The following is a 12,566-nucleotide window of genomic DNA, read 5'->3' as shown; positions in this document are numbered from 1 at the left end:
GCTCCCGGCGATACCGGGACCCGCTTCCGTCAATGAGAGGTCCGCCTTACGGCAGGTTCCGGGCCATGACGATGCGCTGGACCTGGTTGGTGCCCTCGTAGATCTGGGTGATCTTGGCGTCGCGCATCATGCGCTCGACCGGGTAGTCGCGGGTGTAGCCGTAGCCGCCCAGCAGCTGGACGGCGTCCGTGGTGATCTCCATGGCGGCGTCGGAGGCGTAGCACTTGGCGGCCGCGCCGTAGAAGGTCAGATCCTCGGCCTTGCCGTCGGCGCCAAGACTGACGCGCTCGGAGCGGGCGGCGGCGGCGTAGGTGAGCTGGCGGGCGGCCTCCAGCTTCATCGCCATGTCGGCGAGCATGAACTGCACGCCCTGGAAGTCGCCGATCGGCTTGCCGAACTGCTTGCGCTCGGCGACGTAGCCCTTGGCGTAGTCCAGCGCGCCCTGGGCGATGCCGAGGGCCTGGGCGGCGATGGTGATGCGGGTGTGGTCCAGGGTCTTCATCGCGGTGGCGAAGCCGGTGCCCTCCTCGCCGATCATGCGGTCGGCGGGGATGCGGACGTTGTCGAGGTAGACCTCGCGGGTCGGGGAGCCCTTGATGCCGAGCTTCTTCTCCGGGGCGCCGAAGGAAACGCCCTCGTCGCCCTTCTCCACCACGAAGGCCGAGATGCCCCTGGAGCGCTTCTCAGGGTCGGTGACGGCCATCACGGTGTAGTACTCGCTGACACCGGCGTTGGTGATCCAGCGCTTGACGCCGTTGAGCACCCAGAAGTCGCCGTCGCGCACGGCGCGGGTCCTCATGCCCGCGGCGTCCGAGCCGGCCTCCGGCTCGGAGAGGCAGTAGGAGAACATCGCGTCGCCCTTGGCCAGCGGGGCGAGGTACTTGCTCTTGAGCTCCTCGGAACCGGACAGGACCACCGGGAGGGAGCCGAGCTTGTTGACGGCCGGGATCAGGGAGGACGAGGCGCAGACGCGGGCGACCTCCTCGATCACGATGACGGTCGCGAGCGCGTCGGCGCCCGCACCGCCGTAGGACTCGGGTACGTGGATGGCGTGCAGGTCGCCTGCGACCAGCGCGTCCAGGGCCTCCTGCGGGAAGCGGCCCTGCTCGTCCACCTCGGCCGCGAAGGGCGCGATCTTCGCCTCGGCGAGCGAGCGCACCGATTCCCGGAGCATGCCGTGCTCCTCCGACGGACGGTAGAGGTCGAAGTCGGTCGATCCCGCCACGGTGTCTCACTCCCTGGGTGCGCTGCTGCTAACTACCGTTAAGTAACACAATTCTAGTGGTCCACCGCCGCCGCGGATACATGAGCTTGCCAACACACTCGGTCCCGCGCACCGCGTCCGGACCGCTCCGCACGGCCCTCCGCGGGTCCGGTGGCGGCCGGATATGCTCGCGGGCAGCACTTCGCCCGCACCCCAGGAGCAGTCCATGACTCTCAGGATCACCGTGATCGGCACCGGTTACCTCGGCGCGACGCACGCCGCGGCCATGGCCGAGCTGGGCTTCGAGGTGCTGGGTCTGGACGTGCTGCCGGAGAAGATCGAGACGCTCTCCACCGGGCGGGTGCCGTTCTACGAGCCCGGACTGGAGGAGCTGCTGCGCCGCCATGTCACCGGGGTGGAGGGCTCGACCGGGCGACTGCGCTTCACCACCTCCTGGAAGGAGGTGGGCACGTTCGGGGACGTCCACTTCGTCTGTGTGAACACCCCCCAGAAGCAGGGCGAGTACGCGTGCGACATGTCCTACGTGGACAGCGCGGTGGAATCCCTGGCCCCGCATCTGGTGCGGCCCGCCCTGGTGGTGGGCAAGTCCACGGTGCCGGTGGGCAGCGCGGACCGGCTGGCGAGGCGGCTGGCCGAGCTGGCCCCGGCGGGCGGCGAGGCGGAGCTGGCGTGGAACCCGGAGTTCCTGCGCGAGGGCTTCGCCGTGGAGGACACCCTGCGCCCGGACCGCATCGTGGTGGGGGTGCGCTCGGCGCGCGCGGAGGAACTGCTGCGCGAGGTGTACGCGAAGCCGGTGGCCGGGGGATCGCCCTTCGTCGTCGCCGACTTCCCGACGGCGGAGCTGGTGAAGACGGCCGCGAACTCCTTCCTGGCCACCAAGATCTCGTTCATCAACGCCATGGCCGAGGTCTGCGAGGCGGCCGGCGGCGACGTGGTGAAGCTGGCGGAGGCCATCGGGTACGACGACCGGATCGGGGGTAAGTTCCTGCGCGCCGGGATCGGCTTCGGCGGCGGCTGCCTGCCCAAGGACATCCGCGCGTTCATGGCGCGGGCGGGCGAGCTGGGCGCCGACCAGGCGCTGACGTTCCTGCGCGAGGTGGACTCGATCAACATGCGCCGCCGCTCCCACATGGTGGAGCTGGCCCGCGAGACGGTCGGCGGCGCGTTCCTGGGTCAGCGCGTGGCGGTGCTGGGGGCGACCTTCAAGCCGGACTCCGACGACGTACGGGACTCGCCGGCGCTGAACGTCGCCGGCCAGATCCACCTGCAGGGCGGGCAGGTGACGGTCTACGACCCCAAGGGCATGGAGAACGCCCGGCGAGTCTTCCCCACCCTGGGCTACGCGGACAGCGTGCCGGAGGCGGTGCGCGGGGCGGACGCCGTGCTGCATCTGACGGAGTGGAGCGAGTTCCGGGAGCTCGATCCGGAGGAGCTGGGCCAGGCCGTGGCGCACAAGCGCGTCCTGGACGGCCGCAACACCCTCGATCCGGCCCTGTGGCGCAAGGCCGGCTGGTCCTTCCGCGCACTGGGCCGGCCGACGGCGTAGGGTCCGCCCCCACCCAGGGACGCTCAGCCCCCGCCTTCCAGGAGGCGCGCGGGTACGTGCCGCCGCGGTGGCCGAGCATCGAGCGGTCGCAGCAGTTCCACCTCGACTTCCACGTACCCCGCGAGGAGTTGGACGCGGCCGAGCGGGAGGCGCTGGAGCTGGGGGCCGAACTGCTCCAGGGCGACGGGGGCAGGCGAGGCTTCCGCGTCTACCTCGATCCCGCCGGGCACCCCTTCTGCCTCCGCGTCGACTGAACCGGCTGCCCGCGGGGCCCGGAGGACAGGGCGCCGGAGGGCCGAGGCAAGAAGAAGAGGCGGGCGGGGAAGAAGTGTGCGGACACTCCTTCCCCGCCCGCCTCCTGACCGGCTCCGGGCCGGGCCGGTGAGGGTCAGGACCCTCAGATGCTGACGCCGTTGGCCCGCAGGTAGGCCAGCGGGTCGATGTCCGAGCCGTAGCCGGGGGCGGTACGGATCTCGAAGTGCAGGTGCGGGCCGGTGCTGTTGCCGGTGGAACCGACGGCGCCGATCTGCTGGCCGGCGCTGACCGACTGGCCGGCGCTGACCGACAGCGAGGACAGGTGGCCGTACTGGCTGTACCGGCCGTCCTCGTGGCGGATGACGATCTGGTTGCCGTAGGCGCCGCCCCAGCCGGCGGAGACCACGGTGCCGTTGGTGACGGCCTTCACCGGGGTGCCGGAGGCGGCAGCGAAGTCCTCACCTGTGTGGCCGTTGGACCAGCGCGCGCCCGAGGCCTTGTAGGAGCCGGACGGAGCGGCGTTCACCGGGGCGGTGTAACCGGTGACCGCGGCACGGTCGCTGCGGTCGGTGCGCTCGGCCTCGGCTCGCTCGGTCTCCTCGGCCTTCGCAGCCGGCTCGGCCTCGGCCTCGACCTGGGGCTTGGCCGCGGCCTTCTGCTGAGCGGCGGCACCGCCCAGGGTGAGCTCCTGGCCCGGGAAGATCAGGTTCGGGTTGTCACCGATGACCTGGCGGTTGTCCTCGTAGATGCGCTCCCAGCCGCCCTGGACGCCCTGGGCATCAGCGATCTTGAAGAGGGTGTCGCCGCCGGCGACCTCGTAGGAGGTGCCGTTGTCGGCGCCGCTCCGGGCGCGCTCACCGCGGTCCGCGCGCTGCGGCGTGGCCTCGGGCTCGCTCTTCTCCTGCTCCTGCTCCTGCTCGGCCTCGGCCTTCGGAGCGGCGGACGGGACCTGCTCCTCCTGCTCGGTCGGGTTGCTCTGACCGTCGGGGGAGACGGCCGGGGCGGGACCGCCCTTGGTCAGGCCTGCCTTGACCGAGCACACGGGCCAGGCGCCCGGGCCCTGTCCCGCCAGCACCTTCTCGGCGACGGCGATCTGCTGGTCCTTGGTGGCGAGGTCGGCACGCGGCGCGTACTGGGTGCCGCCGAAGGCGGCCCAGGTGCTCTGCGTGAACTGCAGACCTCCGTAGAAGCCGTTACCGGTGTTGATGGACCAGTTGCCCGTGCTCTCGCACTGGGCGACCTTGTCCCAGGTTTCGACGGAGGCGGCGTTGGCCCCGCCGGCGGCCACCAGGGGGAGGGCCATGCCGGCGCCGCCCACGGAGATGGCCAGCGACAGGCGGGTGAGACGGCTGTTGCGAATACGACGGTGACGTCCGCGTGCGGACATAGGTGTGCTCCTTCTCCTACGCCTGCGAGGTGAGCTGTCGGGTTCGGGCTGGAGTTGCCCGGCCATGTGTGCCGCGGCGCGTGCCGCGGCATGGCTTCACCCCAAGCCGTCCCGTACGGGCCCTGTGGGCCCGGGACGGCGGCTTACCTTGGGTCCCCCGCTCCTGCCATCGGGTGGTGTGGATGGTCCAGCCCGCCGCCGTTGACAGGATTCGGCGTTCGACAGCGGGCCGCCGCACATTCGTACGGCGCGACCAGAAAGGTAGGCATATCGTTTCCGCCGATACAAGCCGATGGGTCACAGGACGCCCGTTTCGAAGGCTTTAATGATCATCCGGTCATCACCGTCCGCCGCCCCCGCCTTCCGAAGAGTGGCGACACCCCTTCCTGACGCCATGTCACCCTCCTCCGCCACCAGGACTGATGACACAGAAAACCCTCCCCGTCACGGAGGGCGACACACCGGGGAGGGTCGGCTCGTGAGTTGAATCACGAGGAGGTCAAGGAGCTACCCGTCGAGCTGTCCGATGGTGGCGATGGACGGGCCGCGCCTGGTCTGCTCGTGGCGGGCGACCACCTCCGCGTCGCGCAGCACGCGCACCGCGTTCCGCCAGGTGAGCTTGGCGAGATCGGCCTCGGACCAGCGGCGGTCCAGCAACTCCGCCACCAGGTGCGGGTAGCCGGACACATCGCTCAGGTCGGACGGGGTGAAGGCCGTGCCGTCGAAGTCGCCGCCGATGCCGATGTGGTCGATGCCCGCGACCTCGCGCATGTGGTCCAGGTGGTCGGCGACCGTCGCCGCCGTGGCCACCGGACGCGGGTTGGCCTCCTCGTACGCGCGTTGGACCGCCAGACCTCTCTCCGTGCCGTCCAGGGGGTGAAGGCCGTGGGCGCGCATGTTCTCGTCGGCGGCCTCGGTCCAGGCGACGGCGGCCGGCAGCACGAACTTCGGCACGAACGTGGCCATCGCCACACCGCCGTTGACCGGGAGCCGCTCCAGTACGTCGTCGGGGATGTTGCGCGGGTGGTCGCACACCGCGCGGGCCGAGGAGTGCGAGAAGACCACCGGCGCCGTCGTCACGCGCAGGGCGTCGCGCATGGTGGCGGGCGCCACATGGGAGAGGTCCACCAGCATCCCCAGCCGGTTCATCTCCCGCACGACCTCCTCGCCGAAGCGGGTCAGCCCGTCGTGGCGCGGGGTGTCGGTGGCCGAATCCGCCCAGTCGACGGTGTCGTTGTGGGTGAGCGTCATGTAGCGCACACCCAGCCGGTACAGGGCGCGCAGCGTGGCCAGGGAGTTGTTGACGCAGTGGCCGCCCTCGGCTCCCATCAGAGAGGCGATGCGGCCCTCGGCGCGGGCCGCCTCCATGTCGTCGGCGGTGAAGGCGGGCCTGAGGTCGGCCGGATGGCGGTCGACCAGCCGCCGCACCACGTCGATCTGCTCCAGACAGGCGCTGACGGCGGCGTCGCCGGTCAGGTCGGTGCGCACGTAGACCGACCAGAACTGCGCTCCCACACCGCCCGCGCGCAGCCGCGGGATGTCGGTGTGCAGATGGGCCGACTGGTCGCCGGCGATGTCGCGTCGGTCGAGATCGTAGGCGACCTGCTCGCGCAGCGCCCACGGCAGGTCGTTGTGGCCGTCGGCGACGGGGTGGGCATCCAGCAGTGCCCTGGCCCGTGCCAGCAGCTCGGCGGAGTGGCCCATCTCACCTGCCCCCGAAGCCGAACCCCGCGCCTCCCGCGGCGACCTTGCTCCGCAGCCGCCTGCCCTTCTCCCGCGCCTGGTCCTTCAGCTCCGCCTGGAACCGCTCCATGCGCCCGCGCAGCTCCTCGTCGTGGGCCGCCAGGACGCGGACCGCCAGCAGGCCCGCGTTGCGCGCGCCGCCGACCGAGACCGTGGCGACCGGGACCCCGGCGGGCATCTGGACGATGGACAGCAGGGAGTCCATGCCGTCCAGATGCCGCAGCGGCACGGGGACGCCGATCACCGGCAGCGGGGTGACGGAGGCGAGCATGCCCGGCAGGTGGGCCGCTCCCCCGGCACCCGCGATGACCGCCTTCAGCCCTCGTCCGGCCGCCTCGTCGCCGTAGGCGATCATCTCGTGCGGCATGCGGTGGGCGGAGACGACGTCGACCTCGTAGGGGACCTCGAACTCGTCCAGGGCCTCGGCCGCGGCCTCCATGACGGGCCAGTCCGAGTCGGATCCCATGACGATCCCCACGACGGGGGCGGAGGCGGGGCTGGGGGCGTTGCTCATTCGGTGATGGTCCCTCGCAGGTAGGCGGCGGCGTGGGCGGCGCGCTCGCGTACGTCCGCCAGGTCGTCGCCGTAGGTGTTGACGTGGCCGACCTTGCGGCCGGGCTTCACGTCCTTGCCGTACATGTGGATCTTCAGCTGCGGATCGCGGGCCATGCAGTGCAGATACCCCTGGTACATGTCGGGGTAGTCGCCGCCGAGCACGTTGGCCATCACCGTCCACGGCGCGCGGGGGCGCGGGTCGCCCAGCGGCAGGTCGAGCACGGCCCGCAGGTGGTTGGCGAACTGGGAGGTGACCGCGCCGTCCTGGGTCCAGTGGCCGCTGTTGTGGGGGCGCATGGCCAGCTCGTTGACCAGGACACGGCCGTCGCGGGTCTCGAAGAGCTCCACCGCAAGGTGGCCGGTCACGCCCAGCTCCCCCGCGATCGTCAGCGCCGTCTCCTGGGCGTGGGCGGACAGCTCCGGCGACAGGCCGGGCGCCGGGGCGATCACCGTGTCGCACACCCCGTCCACCTGGATCGACTCCACCACCGGGTAGGCCACCGCCTGGCCGTGCGGGGAGCGCACCACGCCGGCCGCCAGCTCGCGGACGTAGTCCACCCTCTCCTCGGCCAGCACCGGCACGCCCGCCCGGAACGGCTCGGCGGCCTCGGCCTCGGAGGACACCACCCACACGCCCTTGCCGTCGTAGCCGCCGCGGACGGTCTTGAGGACGACCGGCCAGCCCTCCCCCTCCCCCGGGGCGCCTTCCCCCGGGGCCCCTTCCCGCGCGAACCGCGTGACGTCGGCCGGATCCGCCACGATCCGGTGCCGGGGGCAGGGGATGCCGATCGCGCTCAGCCGCGCCCGCATCACGCCCTTGTCCTGCGCGTGCACCAGCGCGTCGGGGCCGGGCCGCACCGGGATGCCCTCCGCCTCCAGGGCGCGCAGGTGCTCGGTGGGCACGTGCTCGTGGTCGAACGTGATCACGTCGCAGCCGCGGGCGAAGTCGCGCAGAGTGGCCAGATCACGGTAGTCGCCGACGACGACATCGCGGACCGCCTGGGCCGCGGAGTCCTGCGGGGTGTCACTGAGCAGCTTGAACCTGATGCCGAGGGGGATGCCCGCCTCGTGCGTCATCCGCGCGAGCTGCCCCCCGCCGACCATGCCGATCACAGGAAATGTCACGTCCGTAGCCTATCGGCCGGACGGCGGGTACCCGTCGCGGTACGGGGGCGTGGCTAGCATGGCGGGCCAGGACGCGACGGCGGGCCCCGCGGGGCCGCGCGAGAGCCGAGAGAACGGGGCGAGTGGATCACTATGGGTGAACGGCGCGCACTGCGCTCCAGGCTGCCGCGGCTACGGCGCGAGCTGGCCAAGTTCAGCACGGTGGGGGCATTCGGCTTCCTCGTCAACGTGGCCGTCTTCAACCTCTGCGTCCACGGCCTGGGCCTGGCTCCGGTGCGCTCGGGGGTGATGGCGACCGCGGTCGCCATCGGCACCAACTACCTGGGCAACCGCTACTGGACCTACCGGCACGCCGACAAGAGCCGGATACACCGCGAGGCCGGCCTGTTCACACTGTTCAGCGGCGTCGGCCTGGTGATCGAGAACGGCGCGCTGGCCATCTCGCACTACGGCCTGGGCCTGGCCTCACCGCTGGCCGACAACATCGCCAAGAACATCGTCGGCCTCGGCATCGCCACGGTCTTCCGCTTCTGGGCGTACCGCACCTGGGTCTTCCGCGGGGAGCGGCGGGCTTCCGGCGGTCTCGGGGGGCGTACGGCGTCAATCCCCCGCCGACGGCTCGTCGGCCTCACGGCTGAGGAAGAGCGCGAAGACCGGCGGGCGCTGCTGAAGTAGCTCAAGGCGTCCCCCGTCGGCCTCCGCCAGATCACGGGCGACGGCCAGGCCCAGGCCCGTGGAGTTGCGCCCGCTGACCGTGCGCTCGAACACCCTCGACCCCAGCTCCTGGTCGACACCCGGCCCCTCGTCCGTCGCCTCGACCACCACCTGGTTCCCGGCGATCCGGGTGCGCAGGGCAACCGCGCCGCCGCCGTGCATCAGGGCGTTCTCGATGAGCGTGGCCAGCACCTGCGCCACCGCCCCCGGGGTCCCCACCGCCCGCAGGCCCTGGCGGCCGGAACGGACGACGGCCCGGCCCGCCTTGCGGTACGCCGGACGCCACTCCTCGATCTGCTGCTTGACCACCTCGTCCAGGTCGAAGCCCACGGCGGAGCCCGAGCGGGGGTCGCGCGAGTTGGTCAGCAGCCGCTGCACCACGTCGGTCAGCCGCTCCACCTGGGCGAGACCGACCAGCGCCTCTTCCCGGATGGTGGAGGCGGCGGCGTGGGCGGTGCCGGTGGCGTCCGTGATGTCCCCGGCGCCGGCCGTCTCGATGGCGTCGGCCGCCGTGACGATCTCCTCCAGCCGCATGGACAGCGCGGTCAGGGGGGTGCGGAGCTGGTGGGAGGCGTCCGCGGCCAGCCGCCGCTCGGCGGTGAGCATCCGGGCGATCCGCTCGGCACTGGCGTCCAGTACGTCCGCCACCCGGTCCAGCTCGGGCACGCCGTAGCGCCGGTGGCGGGGACGGGGGTCGCCGGAACCGAGGCGCTCGGCGGTCTCGGCGAGATCGGTGAGGGGGGCCGCGACGCGACGGGCCTGCTGCACGGCCAGGAGCACCGCCGCCACCACCGCCAGCAGCGCCACCGCCAGGATGATCAGCAGGGTCCGGCCCACCTCCTCGCGGACCCGGTCGTCGTCCTGCCGGACGGTGACGATGACATCGTCCGGCTCGCCGGCACGTCCCTCGATGGCGCCCTCGCCGGGGTGCTCGCCCAGCTCGATGGGGGGCTGCCCGGGCAGCTCGATGCGGACGTGGCGGTCGTGTGGGACCTGGGAGCGCATGGAGGCGGCGGTCACGCTCTCCTCGGCGACCAGGCGGCTCTCGACGACCGAGACCAGCCGTGCGGCGTCGGAGCGGACGCTCTCGCGGGCGCTCTCCTCGATGGTGCGGGTCTCGACGATCACCAGGGAGACCCCGAAGACCGCGATCACGACGAGGACCACGGCCAGCGTGGAGTTGATCAGACGTCTGCGCATGGCGGCGCGGGCCCTTCAAAGTCTTCGGCGGTCTCGCGGTGTTCCCCGCGGCGGTCCTGCGGTGTCCTTCGGCGGCCCCGGGCGGCCGTCAGTCCTTCTCGAAGCGGAAGCCGATGCCGCGGACCGTGGCGATGTAGCGGGGTTTGGCCGCGTCGTCGCCGAGCTTCTTGCGCAGCCAGGAGATGTGCATGTCGAGGGTCTTCGTCGACGACCACCAGGTGGTGTCCCAGACCTCGCGCATCAGCTGGTCGCGGGTGACGACGCGGCCGGCGTCGCGCACCAGCACCCGCAGCAGGTCGAACTCCTTCGCCGTGAGCTGGAGCTCCTCCTCCCCCATCCAGGCCCGGTGCGACTCGACGTCGATGCGCACACCGTGGGTGGCGGCGGGCTGCACGGGCTCGACGGCGCCCCGCCGCAGCAGGGCCCGCACCCGGGCGAGCAGCTCGGCCAGCCGGAACGGCTTGGTGACGTAGTCGTCGGCGCCCGCGTCCAGTCCGACGACGGTGTCCACCTCGTCGGCGCGCGCGGTCAGCACCAGGACGGGGAAGGTGTGCCCCTCGTTGCGCAGCCGGCGGCAGACCTCCAGTCCGTCCATGCCGGGCAGGCCGAGGTCGAGCACGACCAGGTCGATGTCGCCGTGCTGGCCGGCGTCGAGCGCGCCGGGGCCGTCCTCACGCACCTCGACCTCGTACCCTTCGCGGCGCAGGGCTCGGGCCAGCGGCTCCGAGATGGAGGAGTCGTCCTCGGCGAGCAGTACTCGGGTCATGGCCTGATGGTAGACCTCGCCGCGGCGGCTCCGGCGGGCCGCCGGTGAACCGGGCGGCGCCCGCCCGGTTCCGGCAGGAGGTGTGACATGCGCCTCCCGCCGTCCTTCGTACGCCGGGTGCGCGGGGGACGGTGTCGTACTCTGGCCGAGGCGTCGTCCGGGAAGCCGGCGGCCCCTGGCGCGAAGGCGCCGGGGCCCGCGGCCGAGGACCCCGCACACCCCGTGCACACACCCCGTACGCGGGAGCCGTCCCGGAAGCCGGCCCGCGCGGGATCCGCCGGGTTCCGCGCGTGCGACGGCGCCGCAGGAACTGTCGGCCGGGACGGGCACGCGCGGACGGGGGCGCGGAGCCGGGCCGACCACCCGCCCCGGGCGCGCGCACCACAACATCGCGCGCGTCCCGACCGAGCAAGGAACCCACCACCATGGCCTCCAGCCTGACGAAGGACTCCGTCGGCAGCACCGGCAAGACCTTCTTCGGCCACCCCCGCGGTCTGGCCACACTCTTCATGACGGAGATGTGGGAGCGCTTCTCCTGGTACGGAATGCGCGCCATCCTCGTCCTCTACCTGATCGCGGGCGTACTCGAAGGCCCCCTCGCGGGCCGCGAGGCCCTCGCCGCGGCGATCTACGGCGTCTACAACGCCGTCGTCTACATGGCCGCCATGCCCGGCGGCTGGGTCGCCGACCGCCTGTGGGGCGCGCGCAAGGCGGTCCTGGTCGGCGGCGTCGTCATCGCTCTGGGCCACTACACGCTGGCGATCCCCTCCGACGTGGCGTTCTTCGCCGGACTCGGCCTGATCGCGATCGGCACCGGCCTGCTCAAGCCCAACATCTCCGCGATGGTCGGCGGTCTCTACGAGGGCCGGTCCAGCGCCCGCCGCGACGCCGGCTTCACGATCTTCTACATGTCGATCAACATCGGCGCCATGTTCGCGCCGCTGGTGGTCGGCTACCTCGGCGAGAACGTCGACTGGCACCTGGGCTTCGCCGTCGCCGGCGTCGGCATGACGCTGGCCGTGGTCCAGTACGTCCTGGGCGGCCGCCACCTCGGGGACGTGGGCCGTCACCCCGGCACCCCGGCCACGCCGGAGGAGAAGCGCGCGGTGCTGCGCAAGGTCGCGCTGTGGACCGGTCTGGCCGCCGCGGCGCTGCTGGTGGACCTGGCGCTGGGCACGTACGACATCGGGCACATCGTCAACTTCCTGGCCGTCCTCGGCGTCGTCGTCCCCGTCCTGTACTTCGTCTCGATGTACCGGAACCCGGAGCTGACCGAGGAGGACCGTCCGCGTGTCAAGGCGTTCGTGTGGTTCTTCGCCACCGCCGTGCTGTTCTGGATGATCTACGACCAGTCCGGCTCACTGCTGACGATCTTCGCGGACAACGACACCGACCGCACGATCGGCGGCTGGGAGTTCCCGGCCTCGTGGTTCCAGTCGGTCAACCCGGTCATGATCATCGTCCTGGCGCCGCTCTTCGCGAGCCTGTGGGTGTGGCTGGCCAAGCGGACCCACGAGCCCGGCGCGCCGATGAAGTTCGCCCTGGCGATGCTGCTCATCGGCGGTTCCTTCGGTCTGATGGGCCTGGCGGGCGCCGCCGCGGCGAACAGCGAGACCGGCAGGGTCACCGTCTTCTGGCTGCTGAGCGTGTACCTGCTGCAGACCCTCGGCGAACTGTGCCTGTCCCCGGTGGGCCTGTCGCTGTCGACGAAGCTGGCCCCGAAACAGTTCGTCGGCCAGATCATGGGTCTGTGGTTCCTGGCCACCGCCACCGGCAACGCCCTCAACGGCTGGGCGACCCAGCTCAACGAGCCGATGGGCGACGCGGCGTACTACACCATGTGGGGTGTGGTCGCCGTGGCCGCGGGCCTCGCCTTCATGACGGCCGGGAAGCGGATCCGGGCTCTGATGGGCGGCGTGAGGTAACGCCCCCGTACGGCGCGGCCGCCGTCCCCTCGTGTGCTTCACCCCCGGCGTTCGCGGCCGGCACTCCGGCGCGCCCCCCGGGCGAGGTCGTACGGGACGAGGCCGTGGGACTCGAAGGGCGGAAG

General features: G+C 71.9%; 11 protein-coding genes and 1 riboswitch. Of the genes, 4 read left to right on the top strand and 7 right to left on the bottom strand.

Features of this window, described 5'->3' with window-relative positions; genetic code table 11:
* Positions 1-46 precede the first annotated feature (46 nt).
* Positions 47-1,225 (bottom strand): acyl-CoA dehydrogenase family protein, encoded by a 1,179-nt coding sequence (locus tag LJ221_RS12625; RefSeq protein ID WP_241716383.1) that lies wholly within the window; start codon positions 1,223-1,225, stop codon positions 47-49.
* Positions 1,226-1,430: 205 nt separating this feature from the next.
* Between LJ221_RS12625 and LJ221_RS12620 the strand changes: the two genes are divergently transcribed.
* Together LJ221_RS12620 and LJ221_RS12615 are read left to right on the top strand one after the other, a co-directional pair.
* Positions 1,431-2,771: a UDP-glucose/GDP-mannose dehydrogenase family protein gene (locus LJ221_RS12620; protein WP_241716381.1), complete on the top strand. Its 1,341-nt coding sequence runs from the start codon at positions 1,431-1,433 to the stop codon at positions 2,769-2,771.
* Entirely contained in the window at positions 2,735-3,025 is a 291-nt protein-coding gene (locus tag LJ221_RS12615) for a VOC family protein (RefSeq protein ID WP_374228435.1), read from the top strand. The genes LJ221_RS12620 and LJ221_RS12615 overlap by 37 nt, the downstream gene beginning before the upstream one ends.
* A 143-nt stretch (positions 3,026-3,168) precedes the next feature.
* On the opposite strand, the gene LJ221_RS12610 is transcribed toward LJ221_RS12615, so the two are convergent.
* From LJ221_RS12610 to LJ221_RS12595, 4 genes are all read right to left on the bottom strand, one after another.
* Positions 3,169-4,413, bottom strand: a complete 1,245-nt coding sequence (locus LJ221_RS12610; protein WP_241716379.1) for a transglycosylase family protein — start codon at positions 4,411-4,413, stop codon at positions 3,169-3,171.
* Positions 4,414-4,417: 4 nt separating this feature from the next.
* A riboswitch (cyclic di-AMP (ydaO/yuaA leader) is annotated at positions 4,418-4,640 on the bottom strand.
* A gap of 280 nt (positions 4,641-4,920) precedes the next feature.
* Positions 4,921-6,117 carry a dipeptidase gene (locus tag LJ221_RS12605; protein WP_241716376.1) on the bottom strand — a complete coding sequence of 399 codons (1,197 nt, stop codon included), beginning with the start codon at positions 6,115-6,117 and terminating at the stop codon, positions 4,921-4,923.
* A 1-nt stretch (position 6,118) separates the two neighbouring features.
* On the bottom strand, positions 6,119-6,670 hold the full coding sequence (gene purE / locus LJ221_RS12600) for a 5-(carboxyamino)imidazole ribonucleotide mutase (RefSeq protein WP_241716374.1): 552 nt from the start codon (positions 6,668-6,670) through the stop codon (positions 6,119-6,121).
* Positions 6,667-7,836 (bottom strand): 5-(carboxyamino)imidazole ribonucleotide synthase, encoded by a 1,170-nt coding sequence (locus LJ221_RS12595; protein WP_241716372.1) that lies wholly within the window; start codon positions 7,834-7,836, stop codon positions 6,667-6,669. The genes purE and LJ221_RS12595 overlap by 4 nt, the downstream gene beginning before the upstream one ends.
* Positions 7,837-7,968: 132 nt before the next feature.
* On the opposite strand from LJ221_RS12595, the gene LJ221_RS12590 reads away from it, so the two are divergent.
* Positions 7,969-8,511, top strand: a complete 543-nt coding sequence (locus LJ221_RS12590) for a GtrA family protein (protein WP_241716370.1) — start codon at positions 7,969-7,971, stop codon at positions 8,509-8,511.
* Here the strand turns inward: LJ221_RS12590 and LJ221_RS12585 are convergent.
* Both LJ221_RS12585 and LJ221_RS12580 read right to left on the bottom strand, forming a co-directional pair.
* Positions 8,437-9,750, bottom strand: a complete 1,314-nt coding sequence (locus tag LJ221_RS12585) for an ATP-binding protein (protein ID WP_241716368.1) — start codon at positions 9,748-9,750, stop codon at positions 8,437-8,439. The genes LJ221_RS12590 and LJ221_RS12585 overlap by 75 nt on opposite strands.
* A gap of 88 nt (positions 9,751-9,838) precedes the next feature.
* Positions 9,839-10,516: a response regulator transcription factor gene (locus tag LJ221_RS12580; protein ID WP_241716366.1), complete on the bottom strand. Its 678-nt coding sequence runs from the start codon at positions 10,514-10,516 to the stop codon at positions 9,839-9,841.
* 425 nt (positions 10,517-10,941) lie between these two features.
* On the opposite strand from LJ221_RS12580, the gene LJ221_RS12575 reads away from it, so the two are divergent.
* Positions 10,942-12,441 carry a peptide MFS transporter gene (locus tag LJ221_RS12575; protein ID WP_241716364.1) on the top strand — a complete coding sequence of 500 codons (1,500 nt, stop codon included), beginning with the start codon at positions 10,942-10,944 and terminating at the stop codon, positions 12,439-12,441.
* Positions 12,442-12,566 lie beyond the last annotated feature (125 nt).

The sequence above is a fragment of the Streptomyces sp. CNQ085 genome (genome assembly GCF_022614595.1).
Lineage (GTDB): Bacteria > Actinomycetota > Actinomycetes > Streptomycetales > Streptomycetaceae > Streptomyces.
This window is presented reverse-complemented; position numbering and strand designations above follow the sequence as displayed.